This is a genomic window from Paenarthrobacter sp. NPDC089988, from assembly GCF_044748465.1.
GTDB lineage: Bacteria > Actinomycetota > Actinomycetes > Actinomycetales > Micrococcaceae > Arthrobacter.
In genome coordinates this window covers 137,539-161,510 of record NZ_JBIVGD010000009.1, presented here as the reverse complement: position 1 = coordinate 161,510, position 23,972 = coordinate 137,539, and the positions used below count along the sequence as shown (strand labels likewise).

Below are 23,972 nucleotides of genomic sequence, written 5' to 3'. Positions count from 1 at the left end.
GAACGGTGGCTAGCATGAAAAATGCCACTCCGATGGAGTGGCATTTTCCTAATCTCATTTATCTCCGAGCGTAGGCTTGCGCCCTCAAAACCCGAAGCATGTATCCAAGACGCTACCGAGAAGGAGCGGGCCGGTCAAATGCAGTACACCGAGATTCGCAGGGCCATCACGCCGGCGCGGCTGACAGCATTTGACCGGGCGGCCCAGCGAAGGGGCGCCGGCCACGACGACGCCATCAAGCTGTACGAATGGAATGCCGAGCTGGCTTCGGCCCTGCTGTTGCCAATGCACTTGTTTGAGGTAGTTCTTCGCAACGCGATCCATGAGGCCCTGACCCTGACGTACCGTGAACGGTGGCCTTGGGACAGCCGTTTTCTGTACAGCATCCCCATGAAGCACGGGCGCTATGAACCTCGTAAGGATGTTCAGCAAAAGGCCTCTTGGTACCCAACAACCGGCAAAGTCATTCCAGAACTCAAGTTCGTGTTCTGGGAGCAAATGCTTTCCAGTCGCTATGACGTGGCGATTTGGAACCCACTTTTAACAACGGTGTTCCCCAACCTGCCCACAGAGGCAGGAACGTCGGCTGCTGCACGAGGCCTTGCAAGGGACGTGGGCGTTGTCCGAGGCATCCGTAACCGGGTAGCCCACCATGAGCCTATTTTTTCCCAGAACATAAACAAGGTCATGGATGCTATTCACAGGGTGTCGACGTACAGGTCCCAAGATGTCGGAGTTTGGGTAAGGGCTGCCCACCGCGTGACGCAGGTTCAAAGGCAGTGTCCCTCTTGGTACGTATAGTCGCCTGGCCGTGGCTTAGTCCTCGCCCAGCGTGATGGCGTGCAGGAACTCGGCGTCGCTCAGGACGTTCCCAGGGAGGTCGTCCGCAACGAACTCCATCATGATGTCCAGGTCCTTGCCGTTGCCGCGGAGCACATCGGACACCGTCTGCCACAGCAGCTTCCGCGCGCGCAACGGATGGCGTTCGGCTTCCGGCCCCCACGAGAAGCAATGGACACCCACCACGTGCGGCAGGACCTGGTGCAGTGACTCGAGCGCCTGCTGGTCGGAAAGCCCGACGGCGGGCTGCCAGTAGGTGCCGACGTTGCCACGGCCGACCCGCTCAAGGAGGCGCAGCGTTGTGGCGGGGGAGTCGGTGAGCGTGTTGCCGTGGTACTCGAAGGCTATGGCGATCCCCTGTCCCTCGGCGAGGTCCGCAATACGCTGGGTGTCCCTGACGACGGCGTCCCAATGCTCTTCATTGGCTTCGGCCGAGCCGAGTTCGCCGGCCCAGATCCGGATGCGCGGGGCGCCCAACGCGGAAGCCAGGTCCAGGTCCCGCGTGAAGTCTCCGAAGGATCCCGCCCGGTAATAGGAACCCAATGAAAGGATCACGAGGCCCGCTTCTTCGGTGGCCTCCCTTGCATGGACGGCAGAGGCTGCGTCACTGACATGCACATCCGTGCCCCACTCGATCCCGGCGAGCCCGGCCTGCGACGCGATACTGACCACCTCATCGATGTCCTTGGCCCGGAGGGTGACAGAACAAATACCGGGCGTGAGCTCCGCCAGCAGGGTGAGGTCGATCATTGGCTAAGGATACCGGGAATGCGCTTACCCGAACAGTCTTGGAGCCGGTTCGCACACATTCGAACGCTAGGTGGACTTGTTCAGCGTCCTGCCCATGATCGCTTGCGTGAGGGCATCGATGACTTCGGCGTTGGCCAAGGGGTTTCGGATCAACGTGAAGTCCACGTCTCCTACCGGCGGCAGGTCGAAACGCTGCGTGATGACCTTGAGGTCTTCCGGCACCAAGGACGCGGGCATGACGGCGACGCCGATGCCTGCGCGCACCGCTGCCAGGACGCCGCTGATCTGTTTCGTGCTGCAGGTGATCCGCCAAGTGCGGCCGGCGGCTTCCAACGCGTCGATGGCCAGTTTCCGGCTGAGGCTGGGTGCGGGGTAGGCGATAAGAGGCACGGGTGCACCCGGCTCGAGGACGGTCTGTTCCAGGCCAACCCAAGCGAAGTTGTCATGCCGGACCACGGTGCCGTCCTTGGCGCCGGCCACCCACTTCACGAAGACCAGGTCCAGCTGACCTGCGTTCAGCCGCTTGTACAACTGGTCGCTCTGGCTCACGGTCAATTCGAGGTTGATCTGTGGGTACAGTTGCCGGAATTCGCGCAGGATCCGGGGGAGGCCGGTGATGGCGAGATCGTCCGCGGTGCCGAAGCGAAGGCGCCCGCGCATGGCCGAACCGGAGAAATAGCGTGCCGCGGAATCATGGGCTGCGAGGATGCTGCGGGCGAACCCGGCCATGGCGTCGCCGTTGTCAGTGAGCCGGACCTCCCTGGTGTCGCGGGCCACCAGGATGCGCTTCGCAGCGGTCTCGAGCTTGCGGACGTGCTGGCTCACGGTGGGTTGGGCAAGGCCCAGACGCTCGGCGGCCTTGGTGAAGCTCAGCGTCTCTGCCACGGCCAAAAAGGAGCGGAGCTGGACTGGTTCAAACAACGGAACTCCTCAGGCATTGGGCGGAATTTCGGCGTCGCGTAGAAGGCATCATTGCATTTCGCAATCCTAGTTATCATCCCGATACGCTTCCACAATTGCTGCTGGCAACCATAGCGTTAAGTCCATCCCACCGAAACTCTCGATCCGAGGACTACTTTTGGCACCCCCACCGCCTTCAGCGGCAAACGTCAGCCAGCCCGTCATCGATTCCCTGTCCGCTGGTCCTTTACCGGAGAAAAACCAGCCGGACACCGTCACCCAGCCACTCGCCGTCGTAAGCGAAAAGCTGCCCTGGCGGCACACCTTCATCTCGTTGAAGGTCCCGAACTTCAGGATCTTCGCAATCGGCCACTTCATTGCCGTGATCGCCATCTGGATGCAGCGCATCGCGCAGGACTGGATGGTGCTCCAACTGTCCGGTTCCGTCACGGCGGTCGGAATCACGGTGGCCCTGCAGTTCATGCCTTCGCTGTTCCTTGGCCCTTGGGGCGGCATGATGGCCGACCGCTTCGCCAAGCGGAAAATCCTCATCATCTGCCAATCGGCCGCAGCGGTCCTGGCCGCAGCCCTGGCGGCGCTGTCCCTCACGCACACGGTCCAGGTATGGCATGTTTACGTGATCGCATTGCTCCTGGGCTTCGTCACGGTGCTTGACCAGCCTGCGCGCCAGGTCTTCGTCAACGAGCTTGTCGGTCCCACGTACCTGCGCAACGCCATCAGCGTGAACTCCACTACCTTCCAATTGGGCGGACTCATTGGCCCTGCGCTGGCCGGATGGCTGCTCACTGCCGTGGGCGCGGGCTGGGCCTTCGCCGCGAACGCGGTAGCCTGCTGCTCAACCGTGACCATGCTGATGATCCTCCGCAAGGACCAACTGCACCTCAGCCAGCCCACGCCGCGGAAGAAGGGCATGCTCCGTGAGGGCCTGCAGTATGCGCTCAGCAAGCCCACCATTTACTGGCCGTGGTTGATGGCCGGATTCGTGGCGGTTTTCGCCATGAGCCTCCCGGTGTTGCTTGCCGCCTTCGCGGACCACGTGTACGACGCCGGTGCCGGAGGCTACGGCCTGCTGAACGCAATGGTTGCGCTCGGTGCACTGACGGGCGCGGTTGCGTCCACCCGGCGCAGGGAACTGCGGTTGCGCTCGGTGGTAATGTCCGCCGGGCTGTACGGACTGATGTTGGTGCTCTCCTCGGCCATGCCCTCAATGGTCTGGTTCAGCGTGGCGATGGTCTTGGCCGGATTCTGGTGCCTCATGTTCCTCACCGCTGCCAACCAGATGGTCCAGACGAGTTCAAACATGAGCATCCGGGGTCGAGTCATGAGCCTGTACCTGGTGGTCCTCATTGGTGGACAGGCGATTGGCGGTCCGGTGATGGGTTGGCTTGCCGAACACTTCGGACCCCAGATCGGCATCCTGATCGCGGGCGGCGTGCCGGCAGCGGCGGCTGCGGTAGTCGCCGTCGTATTGGCCAGGAAGTCATCGCTGCAACTCAAGGTAGACCTGCGCGATCGTCGCCGGGTGGTGCGCATCGTGGCGAGGACCCAGCCGGCCTGACACCCGGCCGTGGTGCCCCGTCCAAGCGGTGTTACTGCGAAGCCGCCTGGGCGGGGGCGTCCTGGGGCCGTCCGTGGGTGACGCGGTGGCTGACGCGGTCAGCCGTGTCGTCGATGCGGACCAAATGTTCCACGGGCTCCATGTAGAAGCGGGCATTGTTGATGGCGCCCTCTTCGACGCCGAAAATGATGACGCCCGTGAGCTCGTGCGGGGTGCCGTCCCGCCATGAGCCCTGCATGTGCAGTTCCGTCCACACCTGGCTGGTGCTCACGCTGTGGGACACCATGCGTACCTTGATGTCCGGAACGCCCGTGAAGAGTTGTTCCCAATTGGTGCGGATAGTCTCCCGGCCAGTGAATCCCCGCGTGGGGTGGGCCGGAGTTTCATTGACGTACCCCGGCGAGAAGCACTCCGCCAGGGTTTCAAGATCGTGCTTGTTCGTGGCTTCCAGCAGGCGGTGGATGACGGCGAGCGGACCCGCCCCAGCATCGTCGGTGAGAGTCATTGGAGGACCTCCCGGATAGGTGATGTACCTACGATTTTAGGCGTGGGGCTCCACAAGAAAAGACCCTTGGCCCTGCGAAGTGGTTCGCATGGCCAAGGGTCTTGCTGGAGCGGGCGACGGGAATCGAACCCGCGTATCGAGCTTGGGAAGCTAGCGCTCTACCATTGAGCTACGCCCGCGTTGCTTCCGCATGAGCCGAAGCGAATCCCAGCTTAGCGCAGTTCCTGGAGTGTTCAGGACAAGGCACGCTGCTACTTGAAGAGCTTCAGGCTGTTCCATCCGGAGCCCACTTGGGAGTACGTGGTCCACTGGCTACGGCCCAGGCCGTAGTTGTAAAGGTTGCCCTCCATGGTTTGCGCCGTGATGCCCCGTGTTCCTGCGCCGGTCAGGCCGAAGCTGGGGAGAAGGTTGCGCATGTACTGCCAGCCCGTTCCCACCGTCATTGCCGGCCCGTAGAAGCCCGCCCAGCCGTCGCCACGGTAGTTGATGAGCTTGCCTGAACCGGTCCGGGCCAGAATGTCGTTGGCGCCGTCGCCTTCCCAATCCGCCATGGTCAGCTCCATGCCGTTCCAGCCCTTGCCGATGATCTGGGGACCGCTGAGTGCCCCGCCGAAGGTATTGGGGTAATAACGCAGCACGCCGTCCGGGAAGTACCCCACCACACTGGGCCGCGGGTGCGAGTGGGACCATTTGCCCACCGTGATGGTCATTTGGTCCCAACCACCGTTGCCCACCACAACCTGCCCGGCGAAGCCGCCACCAGGAAGGCCGCGGTAGACGCCAAGGACGCCGTTGTTCCACTGGGCCAGGATGTCGTAGACGCCGTCGATGTCCCAGTCCACCACGAAGCCCTGTTTTAGGCCGGTCCAGCCCGAACCGATCTGTACGGGCGCCGCGTAGTTGCCCACCGCCGTCGCCGGGTAGCGCAGGAGCCTGCCGGACGAGTCGGCGGCAACGAGGTCCGCGCCCGACTTGATGCTCGCGCCCGCCGCCGTGTTGCCCGCGAAGTATTGCTCCATGGTGGGGTAGCCGCGGCGGTTCATGTCCGTGGCCAACGCGACGCCGACGTACCGGAGGTGCCACGGCTCGTAGCTGTAGCCCGTGGTTCCTGTGTAGCCGTTGGGGTACCTGACAATGAAGCCGTACTTGTGGGCATTCGCGGCCACCCACTTACCCGCTGCCGTGTCACCGAAGCACGTGCTCAGCCCGCAGGAACCGTTTTGGTTGCCCACATCCACGGCCAAGCCCGTCTGATGCTCGCTGTACCCGGGCCGGGCGGAGATGGTGTCCGCGTACGCCTGCCCGTAAATGCTGACGTAGTAGGAGTACACCTGCTGTTGCTGGGCGTAGGACCGGTATCCGCTCACGATCGAGAGGCCGCCCGTACCGGCATCCGCGGCGCCCTGGAACAGGCCGTTGAGCCACGCAGCGGCCTCGGCACGCAGGAACTGTCCCGAGCCGCGGGCGTTTATGAGGTCCCTCGGTGCGTAACTGGCAGGGTTCAGGGGCCTGGACTTGTTCACCAGCACCGAGAAGCTGGCGGGATCGCCCACCGGGTCCACGCTGGGGAGCGGGTTGACCGTAGCGGGGACGGCGGTTAAGGCGGATAACGACGCCGGAGCGGACTGCGGCGCGACGGCCGCCTTGAGTGCGCCCGCCTGAGCTGTGCCCGCCTGAACCGCGCCCGCGTGAACCGCGCCCGCGTGAACCGCGCCCGCGTGAACCGCGCCCGCGTGAACCGCGCCCGCGTGAACTGTGCGCTGCGGTGTTCCCCCGGGAAGCGCGGCGCCCGCTGGCGCGGCGACGGCCACACTGCCGGCCACGGCGATGGCGAGGAAAGCCGCTCCGGCCGCCAGCCGCCGTCGTACTTTTCCTGCGAAAGTCTGTTGCTCAAAAGCCTGCATTACGCCCCCAAAGTGATTAATAGCAGCCGCAGGAACTCTACCGGGCTTGCATGCGGCTGTCAGGTAACCATTCGGTCAAGGCTCGTGTGGCCGTGTGTCGCGGGCCAGTGCGGCTGACTATTCTGAAGGTGTTAGCTGCAGTGTATGGGGAACCGGGCTACGACCATTCGACCGTACGCCGAAAGAGGTTTCCATGGCATTTGCAGCCCATGAAGTGGTGATCAGCAGGGACGCCATGACCGTGTTCGAGTTCCTCATGGACGGCATGAACAACTCGCTGTGGCGCACCGGAATCCGCAGCATCGAACTCCGTTCGGGAGTGCGCGGTGAGAAGGGCGCTGTGTACCAGCAGACCCTCACCGGACCCGGTGGCCGGCCCATCGCCGCCGATTTCGAGATCACCGAAGCCCGCCCGGGAGCGGAAGTGCGCTTCGAAGTCGTGGCCGGACCAGCCAGGCCCCATGGCGGCTACTACCTCAGCACCGAGGGAAAGACCACACGGCTCAGGTTCGCCCTGGAGTACCACCCCAAGGGCTTGCAGAAGCTGATGAACGGAATGATCCAGAAGACCATGGAAGCTGAGGTTGCCCAGTTGGAGCAGCTCAAGACCGTGATCGAGTCGGATACCGCGGCCTGACGGATACCGGTCCGGCCTGTTGGTTGGCCGGGACGGATTGAGCCCTACTGGGCGAGCTTGAAACCACTCCAGCCGCCGCCCACGGTGACCGGCGTGGTGAGCCTGCCCGAGGTGAGGTCCCAGTACTCAAGCACGCCGTTGGTGCCCAAACCGGCAACACCCGTGGTCCCCGGGCCACCGACGCCCTGCAGCGCGCGGATGCCGCTGTAGTCCGTCCAGGCCGCGCCGACGATCGGCCGCGCTTCCTGCCGCGGAGTGGCGAGCCCGCTGCCACGGTACAGGCGGAGATTGCCGTTCGCCTCCACCGTGAGCAGGTCCTGGAAACCGTCGGCGTTGTAATCCACCATGGTCAGGCGCACGGCCGGGTTGCCTGTGCCAATGGCTGACTGGCTCCGGATATAGGAGAGCCCCGAGTTCTTATAGAGCCATAAACCGCCCGAACCATCCATGGCAACAATCTGGGGGAGCCGGTTGTTGGCGCACCACTGGCCCACGGAAATGGTGAGCGACTGCCATCCTTGGCCCAGGACCCCCGGCGACCCGAAGCCACCGGAGGCCTTGCCCGGGTACACCAGCAACTGCCCGTCGTTTCGTTGTGCAATGAGGTCGAACACGCCGTCACGGTCCCAGTCGGAGACGAACAACTCCTTGAGTCCCGTGAAGCCTGCTGCGACTTTCCGGGCTGCGCCGTATTTCGCGTTGCCAAGGGACTGGTACGAGTACACCGAACCGTCACCGCCCACCGATACGAGGTCGGCGGCGCTGCGGATGGCAGCGGACTTCAGATCCACCGTGGGCGGCTGGTGCTTGTCGCCCGGTTCGCAGGCACCCACCGGGTCCGTGGGCGGCGTGACCGTTCCACCCGGGCGGGTGGTGGTTCCGGCCGGCAACGTGGTGTAGCCGAAGAAGTTGACCACGCCCCACAGGGTGTAGCGGTTGGGGGTGGTCTGCCAATTGCCGTCCGTGTACGTGATGCCGATGCCCATCACGTTGAACCGCGGATCCCTGAGCAGCGCATCGTGGCCCGGCGAACCCTTCCACCATTCCACGAGTTGCGCGGCATCCCGGTCCCAGCGAACCGCGATGACCTCCCCCGCCCCGTTGTTCGGGTTCATGGCGCGCGGGTCCGTCCAGAAGTTGGCCCTGTGCTGGATCACTTCACGGCTGGCGATGTTGTTGGACCACTCCTGCGCCAGGTTGGCCACGGTTGCGTGGTACTTCACCGGGGCCAGGCCAAGGGAGGCCCGGTAGCTGTTGATGGCGTTGAAGACTGTGAGGATGGCGGCCGAGTTGTTGTCCGGCAGCAATGCCAGGGCACCGTCGTCCGTGGTGGGATCGCTGCTGGGGGACTTGCCGGGGAAGGGGGTTTCGCTTGGGCCCTGGCTTGTGCTTGGGGTCGGCGCAGGAACCGGGCCGGAGGGTGTCGGGGTCGCCGTGGGCGCTGTTGCCGGTGCTGTCGGCGTCGGGGTGGGGGTTGCCGTTGAGCCGGGTGAGGCGGTGGTGCCAGGGCCGGGCGTCACAGTCGGCTCGGTTGCAATGGCCGACGGCGTCACGTCCGGCGAGGGGCCAGCGGCCGGAGCGGAGGGCGTCGGGGCAGGTGACGGCTCGGGATCAGTGGGTGCCGGGCCTGCGTCTTCGGCGCCGGGTACTTCGGGAGCGGTGGTCTGTGACGACGGGCCGTCTGGACCCCAGGACGGGCCGATGTTTGGAACGGGCGGAGGAGACTCAATGGTCGGTTCGACGGCAACCGGCCGGGTGGGCACGGAGCCGGGCACCGTTGCAGGACCCGGGTCCGTCACAGTGGGGCCGTTTGGCTCTCCGCCGGGGGCGGCCGGTTCAGCCGAAGGTGAGTCCACCGCCGTCGTGCTTGGTTCGGGAGCCTTCAGGCCGGAAGGTGCGCTGCCGGAGGGAGTTGTGCCGCCGCCCGGAACCGTCTCTGTTGCCGGCAGGAGCTGGCTGGAACCGGCTATTACCAGTGCCAGTACTCCGGCCACCACAATTGCCGCAGGCGCTGCCAATTTCCCCACAATTACCCCGCGAATGCTCGATGCCCCCAAAGTCCGGGCGCGGCTTAACCTGTCCGGGAACTATAGTCGCACGGGACGGCAAGGACAATGCATGCGGTATTTTTGATGCTGTGCTGATCTCTGACCGCGATATTCGTGCCGAAATTGACTCCCAACGGATTGTCCTTGAACCGTACGACCCCGCGATGGTTCAGCCGTCTTCCGTGGACGTGCGGATCGACCGGTTTTTCCGGCTCTTCGACAACCACAAGTACGCCCACATCGACCCCTCCGAGGAGCAGCCTGAGCTCACGCGCCTGGTGGAGGTTGAGGGTGACGAACCGTTCATCCTGCACCCGGGCGAATTCGTGCTCGGCTCCACGTACGAGACCGTGAGCCTGCCCGATGACATCGCTGCACGCCTTGAGGGCAAGTCTTCGCTGGGCCGCCTTGGCTTGCTGACGCACTCCACTGCCGGCTTCATCGACCCCGGTTTTTCCGGCCATGTGACCTTGGAGTTGTCCAACGTGGCCACGCTGCCCATCAAGCTGTGGCCCGGCATGAAGATCGGCCAGTTGTGCTTCTTCCGCCTGACCTCTTCCGCCGAGCATCCGTACGGCTCCGGTGAATACGGCAACCGCTACCAGGGCCAGCGTGGTCCGACAGCCAGCCGCAGCCACCAGAACTTCCACCGGACGGCTATCTAGGATTCTGCGCCGAGGGGTTGGCTCTTCGGGCTAAGGGGGCAAAGCGCCAGGATCCAACCCCTCGGCGAAGTTCGGGTCAGGCCGGCGTGCGCTCGGGTGTGCGGGGCGGGGCTTTGGGAGTCTTGCGGAATGCCTTGACCACGGGCTCCACGAACCGGGCGGCCAGCGGACCCAGGACGGCCATGATGAGGACGTAGGCCGTTGCGAGGGCAGCGAGTTCGTCTGGCACGGCCCCGGAAGCGACGGCCAGGCCGGCGATGACGATTGAGAACTCCCCGCGTGCGATCAAGGCTGCGCCGGCGCGGAACCGTCCCGGCACGGCGATCCCCGCGCGCTTGGCTGCCCAGAAACCCGTCAGGATCTTGGTGGCTGCGGTGAGGACGGCCAGCAGCAGTGCCACGCCGAGGACCGGGGGAATGGACCGCGGATCCGTATTTAGGCCAAAGACCACGAAAAAAATCGCCGCGAACAAGTCACGCAGCGGTTCGAGGATCCTGGTGGCGTTGTGGGCCGTGGCACCGGAAATGGCGATGCCCAGCATGAAGGCGCCAACTGCGGCGGAAACCTGCAGCGCCGAGGCGATGCCGGCAACCAACAGCGCCAGGCCCAGGACGTTGAGGAGGAACACCTCGGAATTCTCGCTGTGGATGGCTTGGGAAACACGGTGGCCGTGCCTCAACGCGATTACCAGGATGACCGTCACGACGGCGAGTGCGATCCCCACTGTTTGCAGCCCGCCGAGGAAACCAACGCCGGCCAGGATCGCGGTGAGGATCGGCAGGTAGATGGCCATGGCCAGGTCCTCGAAGACCAGAATGGAGAGGATTACCGGAGTTTCGCGGTTACCGATCCGGCCGAGGTCCGTAATCACCTTGGCCGCGATGCCGGATGAGGAAATGTACGTCACGCCGCCCATGACGATCGCTCCCACCAGGCCCCAACCGAGGAGCACGGCGATGCCCGCACCCGGGATGAAGTTCATGATGAAGTCCAGGACGCCGGCTTGCCAGGAACGCCTCAGCCCGGTGACAAGTTCGGATGCCGTGTATTCCAGGCCAAGCATCAACAGCAGCAGGATGACGCCGATTTCGCCGGAAAGGTGCGCGAACTCCTGCATTCCGTCGAGTTTGACCACCCCGCCGGCGCCGAACGCCAGGCCGCCCACCAGGTAAAGCGGAATAGGCGACATGCCGATCCGGCCGGCCAGGCGTGCCAGCAGCCCCAGGCAGAAGACAACAGCGCCCAGTTCCACCAGGGCAAGCGCGACCGGATCCACGGGTCAGCCGTTGCGGAGGATGCCGGCGGCCGAGTCAAGACCTTCCTGCGTGCCGACTGCCACCAGCAGATCACCAAGGTGAAGAACGACGTCGGGTGCCGGCGACGGGACCACCTCGCCTTCGCGCATGATCGCCACGATGGAAACCCCACTGCGGGTGCGGATCTGCGCTTTGCCCATGGGTTGGTTGACGAACGGGGAATCAGCCGTGATGGAGAACTGCCGGGTGACGATGCCGGGGATTTCCCGGTGTGCCTCGGCCAGGCGCATGGCAACGTGCTGCCCGCTCAGGAGGTTGCCCAGGCAGGACGCTTCGTCCGCGGTCAGCGGAATGGAGGCCTGGCATGTATCGGGATCGTCCCATGTCGAAACGAAAAGCTCGGTTTCGCCCTCGCGGTGCTCAACCACGCCGATACGACGGCCAGAAGCCGTGACGAAATCCTTGCGGACACCAAGGCCCGGGAGTTCGGTCTCTTCCACGTTCATATGTACACCTTAACTCTCTTGCATCCGCCGGGAAGCGGCGTTCGCGCACAGCTATAGCCGGGCGCTCACTTGTCCGGGACCACTGCGATCTCGGTCTTGCTGGGCGGCTTGACTGGCAGGATCACCAGCAGGCCGGCCAACAGGACCACCATGATCCCGAGGATGCCCCATCGTTGGGCTCCACCTTCTTCAACAATCGGAGCAGCAATTGTGATGCACAGCGTGAAGAGACTGGGCGCCAGGAAGCTTACGGCGCGTCCGGTGGTGGCGTAAAGGCCAAAGAGTTCGCCGGATTCGCCGCTGGGAGCGAGCCTGGCCAGGTAGGCGCGCGAGGAGGACTGGGCCGGGCCCACGAAGAGGCAGAGCAGGAGCCCGAACACCCAGAAGGTGTTGGTTCCGGGCCACTCGTTGCCGAAGAAGACGTAGGTGCCGTTGCCCAGCACCAGGATGACGGTTCCTGCAACGAGCAGGCCCACCAGCGACATGACGATCACGGCCTTGGGACCGACCCTGTCATCGAGGAAACCGCCAATGATGGCGCCCATGGCTGCAACCACGTTTCCGAAGATCGCAAAGAAGATGACGTCCTTAAGCTCGAAACCGAACGTGCCTGCCGCGATCACCCCACCAAAGGTGAACACGGCGGCCAATCCATCGCGGAAGATGGCGCTGGAAAGAAGGAAGAAGATGGTGTGCGGGCTGGTCCGGTAGATCGCCCCGATGCGCTTGAACAGCAGGCGGTAGGAGTCGAAGAAGCCCAGTGACGCGGCATCCTTCCTGCCGGGGAGTTCGGGTACGGCGAACAGCACAGGCAACGCGAAGATGAAGAACCACAACGCGGAGAAAACGGCCACGAGCCTGATGTTCAGGGAGTCCTGCGTGGATGAGCCAAACCACTCGAAGGACGGTTGGACAAACAACTGAAGGACCAGGAGAAGCGCCACGATGCCGCCGAGATACCCCATGCCCCACCCGAAGCCGCTGACCTTGCCGATGTTCCGGGGCGTGGAGATCTGGGCCAGCATGGCGTTGTAGTTCACGCCGGCGAACTCGAAGAACACGTTGCCCAAAGCGATCAGGCAGACCCCGAGCAACAGGAACCCCGGCTGGGGAAAAACGAAGAAGCACAAGGCCGTAAGCACGGCCGTGGCAGCGGTGTTCACCCCAAGCCACAGTTTCCGCCGCCCGCCGGCGTCCGAACGCTGGCCGGTCACGGGTGCCAGCAAGGCGATGGCGAGCCCGGCCAACGCCAGGGCCGCGCCGAGGGCTGCCGACGCCGTGTCCTCTCCGCCGAACGCGTTGGATGTCAGGTAGACGGTGAAGACGAACGTGGTCATGACAGCGTTGAAGGCTGCCGAGCCCCAGTCCCAGGCTGCCCAAGCGAGGATCTGCCCCTTTTTGGAAGCGGCCGGGCCGGAGGCAAGCTCGGACGGGGGAGGGGAAGCTTCGGGAACTGCAGCCGCGTTCATGCCTGAATGCTATCGGGACACGACGGCGGTCCGTGATGCGACAGACCGGGGTCCTCACAAGGCCTGAGGTTGTCCACATAGCGCACTTTCCGGTGAAGACGCCCTTAACCCCTTGATAAACTGGCACAACCGAACCCAACGTATGCACCGCTTGCTCCAACTTTTGACAATTCCTTCCTGACTTTGCGGAGACAACATTGATCACAGTTCTCGCCATCACCTTTGTCGCGGCAACTGTGGCGCCTTTGATCTTCAGCAAACTCGGCAGGAACGCGTTCTACGCTCTCGCGGCGGTACCGGCAGGCGCTTTTATCTGGTTGATCCTCCAATACGCACCTGTCTATTCAGGCAGCGGCCTCGAAGAAGTCCTGCCCTGGATCCCCGACCTGAAGCTTGAATTCGCTTTCAGGATGGACGCACTGGCATGGGTGATGTCCCTGCTTATCCTGGGCGTCGGCACCTTGGTGCTGGTTTATTGCGCGCGCTACTTTAAGGACAAGGACCCTGGCCTTGGTGGCTTTGGTGCCCAGTTGCTCGCCTTCGCCGGGTCAATGTTCGGTTTGGTGACCTCCGATGACCTCCTGATGTTGTTCATTTTCTGGGAACTGACCACCATCCTGTCCTACCTGCTGATCGGCTACGCCCGCACCCGCCTGGCCGCCCGCCGGTCTGCCTTGCAAGCGCTCATGGTTACCACGGCCGGCGGCCTCGCCATGCTCGTAGGCCTCATCATCCTCGGCCAGGCTGCGGGGACCTACCGTATCTCGGCCATCCTTGACCAAGCCGGGACGCTCATGGCCGGGCCCATGCAGGACGCGGTGACTGCCGCCGTCGTGCTTGTCCTGGTGGGTGCCATCACCAAATCCGCGCTTGTCCCGTTCCACTTCTGGCTCCCCGGAGCCATGGCCGCGCCAACTCCCGTCAGTGCCTACCTGCACGCAGCGGCCATGGTGAAGGCGGGGATCTACATCGTTGCCCGCCTGGCGCCGGGCTTCTCCGAATCGGACTTCTGGCTACCGCTGGTCCTGGGGCTGGGCCTGGCCACCATGCTGATCGGCGGCTACCGGGCACTGCGGCAGACCGACATCAAGCTCATCCTGGCCTACGGCACGGTCAGCCAGCTTGGCTTCCTCACCATGGTGGTGGGCCTTGGCCAACCCGATGCCGCCCTTGCGGGGCTCGCACTGTTGCTGGCGCACGGGCTGTTCAAGGCCACGCTGTTCCTGGTGGTGGGCATCATCGACCACCAAGCCGGTACCCGCGATATCCGCAAGCTGTCCGGGGTCTTCCGTTCTTCGCGCGCGCTCGGCGTGGTCGCTGCCATTGCGGCGGCGTCTATGGCCGGTGTTCCTCCCTTGGCCGGGTTTGTGGCGAAGGAGTCCGTCTTCGAGACGTTTGTCCACTACGCCACGGGGCATGATGCGCCGGCGTGGGGCATCTGGATCCTGGTTGGCCTGGTGATCGGATCGATCCTCACCTTCGCCTACAGCGCGCGTTTCATGTGGGGTGCCTTCGCCACCAAAGCAGGCGTGGAGCCCACTCCTTTCAAGCCGATCAAGCCGGCCTTCCTTGCCGCTCCTGCCATCCTGAGCTTCCTGACCATCGTCTACGGACTCTGGCCGGTTCCCGTGGACTCGTGGATCCAGCCGTACGCAGGGCTGTTTGCGGACCGCGAAGGAGCTCCCGACGCCGGTCACCTCGCTTTGTGGCATGGCCTCACTCCCGCTTTGGGCCTGACAGCGCTGACGTTCGTGGTGGGCGCCGCCATGTTCTACGGCCGCAACGCAGTGTCCCGCGTCCAGGGCCTGGTTCCGGACTGGATCGATGGCGACCGGTCCTACCAGCACACCATCGGTGCGCTGGACGACATCGCTGTCTGGGTCACGGGCCGCACCCAGCGTGGTTCGCTGTACTTCTACCTGACCGTCATCCTTACCGTCGCCTTCGCTGTTCCGCTCGCAGCCTTGATCGCGGCCAACAAGCCCCTCCCTGACGGGGTGTATTTCGTCGATCCCAACTCTCCGCTGCAGATCATTGTGGGGATGGGGATCGTTGTTGGCGCACTCGCGGCCGTCCGGGCCAACAAGCGGTTCCTCGCCGTCCTTATGGTGTCCGTGACGGGCTACGGAATCGCCCTGGTGTTCGCGCTGCAGGGCGCACCGGACCTCGCCCTGACCCAGATGCTGGTGGAAACCATCGTGCTGGTGGCCTTCGTGCTCGCGATGCGTAGCCTGCCCGCGGAACTCCGGGACCGCACCGGCGGACGGCTGCGGGTGATCCGCGTGATCATTGGTGCAGCATTCGGCATCACCATGATCTTCGTGGCGATCTACGCCATGGGTGCCCGCGTGGCTACGCCGATCTCCCTGGACTTCCCGCGGCTGGCCTACGAGGGCGGCGGCGGTTTGAACGTGGTCAATGTGACCCTGGTGGATATCCGCGCGTGGGACACCTTCGGCGAGATCTCGGTGCTGGCCGTCGCCGCGACCGGTGTGGCCAGCCTGATCTTCGTGCGCAGCCGTGGCGACCGCATCAGGACCTCAGCGGCAGTGCCGGAAGGCAGCGTGGGGCGCCGCACCGACGTCGAACGTGACTCCCGCGACAGCGCCACGCTGGCTGTGGCGCGGAAGTTCAGCGACGTTACCCGCGACGCCTGGCTTGTAGCCGGCCGAACCCTGGCTCCCGAGCGCCGCTCGATCATTTTCGAGGTGGTCACCAGGCTCATCTTCCACTCGATGATCGTGTTCTCCGTCTATCTCCTCCTGGCCGGCCACAACCTGCCCGGCGGCGGTTTTGCAGGCGGCCTGACGGCCGGCCTGGCACTGACCATCCGGTACCTCGCGGGTGGCCGTTTCGAGTTGAGTGAAGCCGCAACAGTGAGTGCCGGAACGCTGCTCGGAACGGGACTCGCGACGGCGGCTGCCTCCGGTTTGGTGCCGCTCTTCCTGGGGGGACAGGTGTTCCAGAGCGCCATCATCGAGTTCTGGCTGCCCGTCTTCGGGGACATCAAGTTCGTGACCTCAACGATTTTCGACATCGGCGTGTACATCGTGGTGGTGGGGCTGGCGCTGGATGTCCTCCGCAGCCTTGGAGCGGAAATCGACGAGCACTTTGAAGGCAAAGGCGCGCCCATCGCAGAGGATGACGCCGCAGAGACAGCCGCGGCCGGAAAGGGTGAAGCATGAGCATCAACCTGACCTTGCTGATCGTCATGGGCGTCCTGTACGCCTGTGGCATCTACCTCATCCTGGAACGTAGCCTGACCCGCGTGCTGTTGGGGCTGATGCTCCTGGCCAACGCCACCAATATCCTGATCCTCACCACCGGTGGTTACGCAGGGCTGGCACCGTTGTTCACCAAAGAGACGGACCCTGGAACGTACAACGATCCGTTGCCGCAGGCCCTGATCCTGACCTCGATCGTGATTTCCTTCGCGGTGACCGCGTTCATGCTTGGCATCATCTACCGCACGTGGGCACTGGCCCGGCAGGACGAAATCCAGGACGACATCGAAGACCGTCGCGTCGCCCAGACGCCGAGCTTCGACGCCGAAGACGACGCCATTGTGCCGCTGGAAACCTCGGAGTTCGCCATCACTCCGTCCACTCCGGAAGAACGGCTGCACCCGGAAGAAACGGAAACCCCCAAAACGGCTCAGAGCCGGGAAGGAGGCAGCGCGTGAATCTCGCAAACCTGTCACCGCTCGCTGTCCTTCTCCCCATCCTCGGTGCCGCACTGGCCTTCGTGCTGATCCGGCACACTGCCGCCCAGCGCGCGGTCAGCATCGGCATCCTGAGCCTGACGCTGCTCCTGGAATCCTTCCTGCTGATATCTGTGTGGGACGGTGGCACCACCTCCGTGACCCTCGGTGGCTGGTTGCCGCCGTGGGGCGTGGTGTTGGTAGTGGACCAGTTCTCCTCGCTCATGCTCGTGGTGTCCACCGTGGTGAGCCTCGCGGTCCTGATCTACGCCACCGGCCAAGGCATGGCCGATGGCGACCAGGAAGCGCCGGTCTCCATCTTCCACCCCACCTACCTGATCCTGGTGGCCGGTGTTTCCAACGCCTTCCTCACTGGAGACCTCTTCAACCTGTACGTGGGCTTCGAAATCCTGCTGACCGCGAGCTACGTCCTCATGACGCTCGGCGGAACAGGGCCCCGCATCCGGGCCGGAGTGACGTACGTGGTGGTTTCCGTGGTGTCCTCGGTGCTGTTCCTGATCGCGATCGCCATGATCTACGGCGCCACCGGGACCATCACCATGGCAGACCTGGCCATCAAGCTGGCTGAGCTGGACCAAGGCACGCAGAACCTCCTGCACGTGATGCTGCTGGTGGCTTTCGGCATCAAGGCCGCCGTGTTCCCGCTGTCCTTCTGGTTGCCCGACTCCTACCCCACGGCACCCGCGCCGGTCACCGCTGTGTTCGCCGGCTTGCTTACCAAAGTGGGCGTGTACGCGATGGTCCGCACCGAAACGCTCCTGTTCCCGGGGGACACCCTGAACACGCCCTTGATGATCGTTGCGTTGCTGACCATGGTGGTGGGCATCCTCGGTGCGTTGGCCCAGAGCGACATCAAGCGTCTGCTTTCCTTTACGCTGGTCAGCCACATTGGCTACATGGTGTTTGGCCTGGCGATGTCCTCCATAACGGGGCTTGGGGCCGCGGTGTTCTACGTGGCGCACCACATCACCGTCCAGACCAGTTTGTTCCTGGTCACTGGTTTGATTGAGCGGCGCGGAGGTTCGTCCTCGATCGACCGTCTGGGCGGGTTGGCCAAGCTCTCCCCGCTGCTCGCCTTGTTGTTCTTTGTACCGGCCATGAACCTGGCAGGCATCCCGCCGTTCTCCGGGTTCCTCGGGAAGCTCGGCCTCTTGCAGGCAGGCGTCGAGCTCGGCACGCCCCTGGCCATCATCCTGGTGGTTGGCGGCGTGGTCACGAGCCTCCTGACCTTGCTGGCCATCGCCCGCGTGTGGAACAGGGCCTTCTGGCGCAAGCCCGAGGACGCAGAGTACCCGGATCCGGTACTCCTGACGCCCGGTCGTGCCGGTGTCCTTCCCCGGACCATGGTGGGTTCGACGGCCGCACTGGTGGTCTTCGGTGTGGCGCTTACTGTGTTCGCCGGACCACTTTTCCAGCTGTCCGGTGGCTCAGCCGAGATCATGCTCGATCGTTCGGCCTACATCCACTCCGTCCTGGGTGACAATGCTCCGGTGCCGGCAGCGGTTCAGACAGGCGGTGCCAAGTGAGCCGCAAACCGATCTCCTTCCGCACCGAACTCCCACTGCTGATCTGGCTGGTGATTGTGTGGGGCGCCCTGTGGCGGGATTTCAGCCCTGGCAATCTGTTGTTCGGTGCGCTCATCGCCATCGTGGTGGCCAAGCTGTTCTACCTGCCGCCCGTTGAACTGAGTGGCCGTTTCAACATCCTCCACGCCATACCGTTCGCGTTGATGTTCCTTGGCAAAGTGGTGGCAGCGAGCTTCCTTGTCCTCTACCTGGCCGTGGTCAAGGGACCCAAGGTGCGCAGCGCCGTCGTGGCTGTTCCTTTGCGGAGCCATGCCGACCTCATGGTGACGGCCACAGGCCACGTCATATCCCTGATTCCGGGCTCGCTGGTAGTGGAAGTGGACCGCTCCACCTCCACGCTCTACCTGCACGCGCTCAATATCTACAGTGAGGAAGATGTGCAGAAGATCCGGCACGAAGTCCAAAACATAGAGGCCGGGTTGATCAGGATCATGGGCACCCGCGAGGAAGTGGAAGCCCTCCGGACTGAATCCGCCGGCATGGAAGGAGCAGCACTGTGAAAGAACTGGTCCTCGTAGTTACCGCGGTGATCCTCAGCCTCGCCGCGGCCGGGGCGATCATCCGGATCGCCGTCGGCCCATCGCTGCTTGACCGCGTGCTCGCTTCCGACGTTCTCCTGGCGATCCTTGGCGCTGCGCTGGCAGTGGATATGGCCGTGAACCGTCACCTGAACAACCTCATGCTCCTGGTTGCCCTGGCCGTGATCGGATTTATCGGGTCAGTGACCGTTGCCCGGTTCGTGGCTGAGCGGAGGGGGCAGGCCAATGACTCCTGATGCAAGCGGCGTGGACCTCGTGATCGATTCGGTCACGGCAGTGTTCCTGGTGGTCGGCGCCCTGATGTCACTGGGTGCCGCCATTGGTTTGTTGCGCTTCCCGGACCTCATGAGCCGCATGCACGCGGCCACCAAACCGCAGGTGTTGGGCTTGTTCCTCATGCTCGCCGCGATCGGCCTGCAGATGCGCACCTGGTGGGTGTGGCCCGTGCTGCTGGTGGCTTGGATCTTCCAGTTGCTCACGGCGCCCGTGGCGGCCCACATGGTGGGGCGTTCGGCCTACCGTACCAAGCATGGGCACCGCGAATTGCTCACCAAGGACGAACTGGAAGCCGTGGTGCAGCGGGCAGCCGAAGGGCGTTCGGAGGATTAGGGCAACGCGGGGTCACTTCAGGCCCATCCGGACGTCCACCATAGGCCGGAAGTGACCCCGCGTAGGTGTTAGACGATGTCCTGGGACTTGGCGAAGCGGGCGATTGCGCGCTGCGTACCCCGGCTGGCCAGGACCTGGATGAGGGTGCTGACAAACGCCGAGATGAGGGCGAACGTCAGCGCTGAGCGGAGGCTCGTTTCCATGTCATCGTTGCCTTTGGGCGGCTTGTTGCCCGTGGCTTTTTCCCATCCCTTGTTGACCAGCTTGGTACCAAGGAAACCCGCGCCGAGGCTCACGCCTGCGCCCAGAAGCTTGAGGAAGAAGTTCATGCCTTCAGCCTAACCTCACAACCCGGCGGATCCTGCTTAGCCCCGGCTCGCCCTCTCCTTGAGGAAGGCGGACAGGGAGCCGGGTGGTGCCAGTACGGGAACCACCTCATGATCCGCGATCCACATGGCATCAACGGAATCGAAACCGGAGATTTCCTTAAGCAGGTAATACGTGGGCGGCATGAGTTGCAGTTTGCCCTCGGCCTCCGCGGACAGGATTCCGTCAACGGGCATCCATAGTGACTGCCAGGCCTCGGTGGTTTGGTGTTGCGGTGCGGCGTCCGGGGCGGGCTTGGCCACGTAGAAGTAGGTATCGAACCGCTTGGGCATGTCCACGGGTGTGATCCAGTTGGCCCACGGCCGAAGGTCGGCCGGATCCAACGTGAGGCCGGCTTCTTCTTGGACTTCGCGGATGGCAGCGGCCAGAACGGTCCCGGAGCTCTTGCTTGCTTGGCTGACGGGCGCGGTGGAATCCGGACCTGCTTCGGCGATTGAGCTCAGCCGCCACTCCCTGGCATGCCGCTCCAGAAGTTTGGGCGGGTAATCCCAGCCCTGGGAATCCCCAGCGTCCACTCGGCCGCCGGGAAACACGACCATCCCCGCAGCGAAATCCATGGTGGATACGCGGTGCTGGACGAAGGCCTCCAGCCCAGCAGACGTATCGCGCAGCAGGATCACGCTGGCTGCGAGGCGGGCTTCGGCCACTGGCTTGGCTGCGTCAAGGTGGCTTGGACCGGGAGTATCCGTCATGCAGCCATTCTCTCAGGTCCGCGTTGTGGGGCCTGCTGTGCGCCCTAAGGGCGGGGAATGGGGCGCAGAGCGGGCCCCGCAACGGATTTATGACCAGCCACATGACCCCGCAAACCCCTTCAGGTGTAAACTGAACCACGCCCACAAGGGCAGATTGATAACGACAGGGGAGCGCCGCCGTCGAATCCTGCAGTGATGTGGGAGACGCGAGGGCGCTGAGAGTGCGGACAGCCGCAGACCCTCGAACCTGATCCGGTTAGTACCGGCGCAAGGGAGTCGAGCTTCTCAGAGTGTCCGGACCCGGGCGGCGTGAGCCGGCCGGGGTATCCGGGGAGCACTTTCCCCTCCTGTAACCTCAGGAGGCAAAGAAATGACCACGGCAAGCGTGAAGAAGACCAGTTATAACTGGCGCGTTGTAGACATTGTGGTGGCAGCGTTGATCGCCATCGCCGGCGGCGTGATTTTCTGGGCATGGTCCCAGGGCGCCGCAATCGTATCCATCCCCATGAACGCGGCCTACCCGCCCCTCACCGGCCTGATCGCCGGTGGCTGGATGATCCCCGCAGTGCTGGGCATGCTCATCATCCGCAAGCCCGGTGCCGCGCTGTTCTGCGAGGCTGTGGCCGCCACCGGCGAGCTCATCATGGGCTCCCAGTACGGCACCACGGTGCTCATCTCCGGTATCTTGCAGGGCCTCGGTGCGGAGCTGGTCTTCGCTGCGTTCCGCTACAAGAAGTTCAACCTGCCCACCTCGCTCCTGGCGGGCGCGGGCGCTGGACTCTTCTGCGGCCTGAATGATTCCTTCGTCCCGTGGGGCTGGAACATTGCCTACGAGGCCGTGGACAAGCTGGCCTACATCGCATTCTGTACCCTGTCCGGCGCGATCATTGCCGGTGCGTTGTCCTGGGTAGCTACCCGCGGACTCGCTTCCACTGGCGTGCTGAGCGCTTTCGCATCCCGCAAGGCTGCGTCGGAGCCAGTCTTCAACTGATGGCCGCCACAAACAGCGGCCAGCCTGCCGCCATCTCCGCCGAGGGATGGGGATGGCGGCACGCAGGGCGGCCCACCCCTGCCATCCACGGCCTGGACCTCCGGATCGAACCCGGGGAGCGCGTGCTCCTGCTGGGTCCCTCCGGAGCCGGCAAGTCGACGCTCCTGCACGCCCTGGCCGGGGTGTTGGGCGATGAGGAAGACGACTCGGACGAAACCGGCTCGCTGCTGATCGACGGCGCACTGCCGCGCGAACAGCGGGGCCGCGCCGGATTGATGCAGCAGGACCCGGAAACGCAGGTGGTCCTGTCCCGCGTGGGCGACGACGTAGCGTTTGGTGCCGAGAACCTTGCCGTTCCGAGGGCAGACATTTGGGCACGCGTCCATGAAGCGCTCGACGACGTCGGGTTGCGTAACGCCGCAGGCGGCGGCCTGGCCCTGGACCACCCGACGGCGGCACTCTCCGGAGGGCAGAAGCAGCGCCTTGCGCTGGCCGGGATTCTGGCGATGCGGCCGGGGCTGCTCCTGCTGGACGAGCCGACAGCCAACCTGGACCCGGCCGGTGTGCTGGAAGTACGCGATGCCGTTGGCCGATGCCTGGACAAGACCGGTGCAACCCTGGTGGTGGTGGAGCACCGGGTGTCCGTGTGGAAGGACCTGGTAAACCGGATCGTGGTCCTGCAGCCCGGTGGCGGGGTCCTCCTGGACGGGCATCCGGACCACGTGCTCTCCGAGGCCCGCACCATGCTCATTGATGCCGGCGTGTGGGTTCCCGGCTACGTCCCGCGGACCCGGGGCAGGAACGCCGACCCTGCGGGACAGGCACCGTTGCTTCTGGCCGCACAGGACCTTGCTGTGTCCCGGGAAAAACCCCGTCGCCGGGGGTTCAAGAGCATCCCACCCGTGCCTGTCCAAGCCGGCGTTACCGCGCAGGTCAGGGCCGGACAAGCATTGACCATCACGGGTCCCAACGGTGCGGGCAAGTCCACGTTCGCGCTCACCATGGCGGGCCTTCTGGCGCCGGTGCACGGCAAGGTGTCTGCCGCCGTCGAACTTTCCCAAGGCGCCGGGATCAATCCCTTCGCGTGGAAAGCAGACCAGCTGATCTCCCGCATCGGCACCGTTTTCCAGGAGCCGGAACACCAGTTCGTCACGGGCAAGGTCCTGGACGAGCTCATGTTCGGCCCCAGGCATTTGGGCCACGGCGAGGAACGCGTCGACGAGTTGCTTGAGCGGCTGCGGCTGACGCACTTGGTGGACGCGAACCCCTACACCCTTTCCGGCGGCGAGAAACGAAGGCTGTCTGTGGCCACTGTCCTGGCGGCGCATCCCCAAGTGCTGGTGCTCGACGAACCTACGTTTGGTCAGGACGCGAACACGTGGGCTGAGCTGGCCTCGTTCCTGTCGGAGTTGCTGGACCAAGGAACGGCCGTGGTCTCGGTGACCCACGACGAGGAGTTCAGCGCCGTCCTGGGCGGTACGGAACTGCGCCTCACCCCAGCGAACCAGGCCGAAAAACAGGAAGCAGGTGCGGCATGAGGGAGACCCTAAGCCTCAGTGGCAACCAGGCCCTGTTGACGCGGGCAAACCCGTTGGCAAAGTTCGTGGCCGTGTTCTTGATTTCCATGGTGCTGGCCTTGTCCATCGACTGGGTTTCGGCGTCGATCGCCCTCGTGGCGGAGCTCGCGCTGTTCCCGCTGGCCGGACTCACCATCCGGCTTCTGTGGGTCCGGGCCTGGCCGCTCATCATCGCGGCAGCCATTGGCGGCTGGAGTACCGCGATCGTGGCCGCTGACAGCGGCGCTGTACTGCTCGACGTCGGACTCTGGTCCATCAGCGAAGGGTCCCTCCAGCTGGGGCTGGGTTTCATGCTGCGGGGCCTGGCGATCGCGCTGCCGGCGATCCTGCTGATGACCTGCACCGACCCCACCGACTTGGCCGATGCGCTGGCGCAAAAGGCGCGGCTGCCGCACCGCTTCGTCCTGGGGTCGCTCGCGGCGATGCGGCTGGTGGGTTTGATGGCCGAAGAATGGCAGACCATCGGCATGGCCCGGCGCGCCCGTGGAGTCGGCTCGCAGGGCAGCCCGGTGCAACGGATCAAGGCGACCCTGGGGCAGAGTTTCGGGCTCCTGGTCCAGGCGGTCCGGCGGGCTTCGCGGCTGGCCGTGACCATGGAAGCCCGTGGTTTCGGCGGGGGCAAGCGAACCTGGGCGCGCGAATCCACCTATTCGTTGCTGGATGCGTGGGTTTTGCTGGGCGGCGTGGTCATCGCCGCTGCTGCTGTGTTGTTGGCTGTGAGCGCTGGGACGTGGAGCTTCGTCTGGCGCTAGGCGGTGCGAGGTGCACGACCGAGGGAGCCGGGGCCGGAGCCTGCGGCTCCCTCACTCAG

General features: G+C 64.4%; 24 protein-coding genes, 1 tRNA gene and 1 riboswitch. Of the genes, 13 read left to right on the top strand and 12 right to left on the bottom strand.

Features of this window, described 5'->3' with window-relative positions:
• Positions 1-138: 138 nt before the first annotated feature.
• Entirely contained in the window at positions 139-801 is a 663-nt protein-coding gene (locus ACIPV6_RS12760) for a hypothetical protein (RefSeq protein WP_400271229.1), read from the top strand.
• A gap of 15 nt (positions 802-816) precedes the next feature.
• On the opposite strand, the gene ACIPV6_RS12755 is transcribed toward ACIPV6_RS12760, so the two are convergent.
• Together ACIPV6_RS12755 and ACIPV6_RS12750 are read right to left on the bottom strand one after the other, a co-directional pair.
• Positions 817-1,590, bottom strand: a complete 774-nt coding sequence (locus ACIPV6_RS12755) for a sugar phosphate isomerase/epimerase family protein (protein WP_400271228.1) — start codon at positions 1,588-1,590, stop codon at positions 817-819.
• 66 nt (positions 1,591-1,656) lie between these two features.
• Positions 1,657-2,511 (bottom strand): LysR substrate-binding domain-containing protein, encoded by an 855-nt coding sequence (locus ACIPV6_RS12750; protein WP_387438184.1) that lies wholly within the window; start codon positions 2,509-2,511, stop codon positions 1,657-1,659.
• Between the two features lie 157 nt (positions 2,512-2,668).
• On the opposite strand from ACIPV6_RS12750, the gene ACIPV6_RS12745 reads away from it, so the two are divergent.
• On the top strand, positions 2,669-4,069 hold the full coding sequence (locus ACIPV6_RS12745) for an MFS transporter (RefSeq protein ID WP_400271227.1): 1,401 nt from the start codon (positions 2,669-2,671) through the stop codon (positions 4,067-4,069).
• A gap of 31 nt (positions 4,070-4,100) precedes the next feature.
• Here ACIPV6_RS12745 and ACIPV6_RS12740 read toward each other — a convergent pair whose 3' ends face one another.
• The 4 genes from ACIPV6_RS12740 to ACIPV6_RS12725 form a co-directional block, all read right to left on the bottom strand.
• Positions 4,101-4,574, bottom strand: a complete 474-nt coding sequence (locus tag ACIPV6_RS12740; RefSeq protein ID WP_400271226.1) for a nuclear transport factor 2 family protein — start codon at positions 4,572-4,574, stop codon at positions 4,101-4,103.
• A 105-nt stretch (positions 4,575-4,679) separates the two neighbouring features.
• Positions 4,680-4,753: transfer RNA gene (locus ACIPV6_RS12735), tRNA-Gly, on the bottom strand.
• A gap of 72 nt (positions 4,754-4,825) precedes the next feature.
• A complete protein-coding gene (locus tag ACIPV6_RS12730) occupies positions 4,826-6,103 on the bottom strand; it encodes a D-alanyl-D-alanine carboxypeptidase family protein (protein WP_400271266.1) in 1,278 nt (425 codons plus the stop codon).
• A gap of 68 nt (positions 6,104-6,171) precedes the next feature.
• Entirely contained in the window at positions 6,172-6,387 is a 216-nt protein-coding gene (locus tag ACIPV6_RS12725) for a pentapeptide repeat-containing protein (protein WP_400271265.1), read from the bottom strand.
• A 284-nt stretch (positions 6,388-6,671) separates the two neighbouring features.
• Here ACIPV6_RS12725 and ACIPV6_RS12720 point away from each other — a divergent pair, with 284 nt between their 5' ends.
• A complete protein-coding gene (locus ACIPV6_RS12720) occupies positions 6,672-7,115 on the top strand; it encodes an SRPBCC family protein (protein ID WP_400271225.1) in 444 nt (147 codons plus the stop codon).
• A 44-nt stretch (positions 7,116-7,159) separates the two neighbouring features.
• Here ACIPV6_RS12720 and ACIPV6_RS12715 read toward each other — a convergent pair whose 3' ends face one another.
• On the bottom strand, positions 7,160-9,133 hold the full coding sequence (locus ACIPV6_RS12715; RefSeq protein WP_400271224.1) for a CAP domain-containing protein: 1,974 nt from the start codon (positions 9,131-9,133) through the stop codon (positions 7,160-7,162).
• A gap of 119 nt (positions 9,134-9,252) precedes the next feature.
• Between ACIPV6_RS12715 and dcd the strand changes: the two genes are divergently transcribed.
• Positions 9,253-9,828, top strand: a complete 576-nt coding sequence (gene dcd / locus ACIPV6_RS12710; RefSeq protein ID WP_397325725.1) for a dCTP deaminase — start codon at positions 9,253-9,255, stop codon at positions 9,826-9,828.
• Positions 9,829-9,904: 76 nt separating this feature from the next.
• Here the strand turns inward: dcd and ACIPV6_RS12705 are convergent, their stop codons facing one another.
• From ACIPV6_RS12705 to ACIPV6_RS12695, 3 genes are all read right to left on the bottom strand, one after another.
• Complete coding sequence (locus tag ACIPV6_RS12705) at positions 9,905-11,104, bottom strand: cation:proton antiporter (RefSeq protein ID WP_400271223.1); 1,200 nt, start codon at positions 11,102-11,104, stop codon at positions 9,905-9,907.
• A gap of 3 nt (positions 11,105-11,107) precedes the next feature.
• Positions 11,108-11,590 carry a cation:proton antiporter regulatory subunit gene (locus ACIPV6_RS12700; RefSeq protein ID WP_397325723.1) on the bottom strand — a complete coding sequence of 161 codons (483 nt, stop codon included), beginning with the start codon at positions 11,588-11,590 and terminating at the stop codon, positions 11,108-11,110.
• A 65-nt stretch (positions 11,591-11,655) separates the two neighbouring features.
• On the bottom strand, positions 11,656-13,059 hold the full coding sequence (locus ACIPV6_RS12695; protein ID WP_400271222.1) for an MFS transporter: 1,404 nt from the start codon (positions 13,057-13,059) through the stop codon (positions 11,656-11,658).
• Between the two features lie 197 nt (positions 13,060-13,256).
• On the opposite strand from ACIPV6_RS12695, the gene ACIPV6_RS12690 reads away from it, so the two are divergent.
• Genes ACIPV6_RS12690 through mnhG form a run of 6 tightly spaced genes read left to right on the top strand, consistent with a single transcriptional unit; the run spans position 13,257 to position 19,514 of the window.
• Complete coding sequence (locus tag ACIPV6_RS12690; protein ID WP_400271221.1) at positions 13,257-16,244, top strand: Na+/H+ antiporter subunit A; 2,988 nt, start codon at positions 13,257-13,259, stop codon at positions 16,242-16,244.
• Entirely contained in the window at positions 16,241-16,741 is a 501-nt protein-coding gene (locus ACIPV6_RS12685; RefSeq protein ID WP_397325720.1) for a Na(+)/H(+) antiporter subunit C, read from the top strand. Before ACIPV6_RS12690 ends, ACIPV6_RS12685 begins: the two co-directional genes overlap by 4 nt.
• Positions 16,738-18,306 (top strand): Na+/H+ antiporter subunit D, encoded by a 1,569-nt coding sequence (locus ACIPV6_RS12680; RefSeq protein ID WP_400271220.1) that lies wholly within the window; start codon positions 16,738-16,740, stop codon positions 18,304-18,306. The genes ACIPV6_RS12685 and ACIPV6_RS12680 overlap by 4 nt, the downstream gene beginning before the upstream one ends.
• On the top strand, positions 18,303-18,866 hold the full coding sequence (locus tag ACIPV6_RS12675; protein WP_400271219.1) for a Na+/H+ antiporter subunit E: 564 nt from the start codon (positions 18,303-18,305) through the stop codon (positions 18,864-18,866). The genes ACIPV6_RS12680 and ACIPV6_RS12675 overlap by 4 nt, the downstream gene beginning before the upstream one ends.
• Complete coding sequence (locus tag ACIPV6_RS12670) at positions 18,863-19,141, top strand: monovalent cation/H+ antiporter complex subunit F (protein ID WP_387438199.1); 279 nt, start codon at positions 18,863-18,865, stop codon at positions 19,139-19,141. The genes ACIPV6_RS12675 and ACIPV6_RS12670 overlap by 4 nt, the downstream gene beginning before the upstream one ends.
• Positions 19,131-19,514, top strand: coding sequence for a monovalent cation/H(+) antiporter subunit G (mnhG, locus tag ACIPV6_RS12665; RefSeq protein WP_400271218.1), 384 nt, complete (start codon positions 19,131-19,133; stop codon positions 19,512-19,514). Before ACIPV6_RS12670 ends, mnhG begins: the two co-directional genes overlap by 11 nt.
• A 68-nt stretch (positions 19,515-19,582) precedes the next feature.
• On the opposite strand, the gene ACIPV6_RS12660 is transcribed toward mnhG, so the two are convergent.
• Positions 19,583-19,843: a DUF4235 domain-containing protein gene (locus ACIPV6_RS12660; protein WP_387438201.1), complete on the bottom strand. Its 261-nt coding sequence runs from the start codon at positions 19,841-19,843 to the stop codon at positions 19,583-19,585.
• A 36-nt stretch (positions 19,844-19,879) separates the two neighbouring features.
• Positions 19,880-20,593 carry an NUDIX hydrolase gene (locus ACIPV6_RS12655; RefSeq protein WP_400271217.1) on the bottom strand — a complete coding sequence of 238 codons (714 nt, stop codon included), beginning with the start codon at positions 20,591-20,593 and terminating at the stop codon, positions 19,880-19,882.
• Between the two features lie 155 nt (positions 20,594-20,748).
• Positions 20,749-20,885: riboswitch (TPP riboswitch) on the top strand.
• Between the two features lie 78 nt (positions 20,886-20,963).
• Here ACIPV6_RS12655 and ACIPV6_RS12650 point away from each other — a divergent pair.
• From ACIPV6_RS12650 to ACIPV6_RS12640, 3 genes are read left to right on the top strand one after another with little or no spacing between them, the layout of a single operon-like run.
• A complete protein-coding gene (locus tag ACIPV6_RS12650) occupies positions 20,964-21,584 on the top strand; it encodes an ECF transporter S component (protein WP_400271216.1) in 621 nt (206 codons plus the stop codon).
• Positions 21,584-23,122, top strand: a complete 1,539-nt coding sequence (locus ACIPV6_RS12645; protein WP_400271215.1) for an ABC transporter ATP-binding protein — start codon at positions 21,584-21,586, stop codon at positions 23,120-23,122. The genes ACIPV6_RS12650 and ACIPV6_RS12645 overlap by 1 nt, the downstream gene beginning before the upstream one ends.
• The gene (locus ACIPV6_RS12640; RefSeq protein WP_400271214.1) at positions 23,119-23,913 is read left to right on the top strand and encodes an energy-coupling factor transporter transmembrane component T family protein; all 795 of its coding nucleotides are present in this window, start codon (positions 23,119-23,121) and stop codon (positions 23,911-23,913) included. The genes ACIPV6_RS12645 and ACIPV6_RS12640 overlap by 4 nt, the downstream gene beginning before the upstream one ends.
• Positions 23,914-23,972 lie beyond the last annotated feature (59 nt).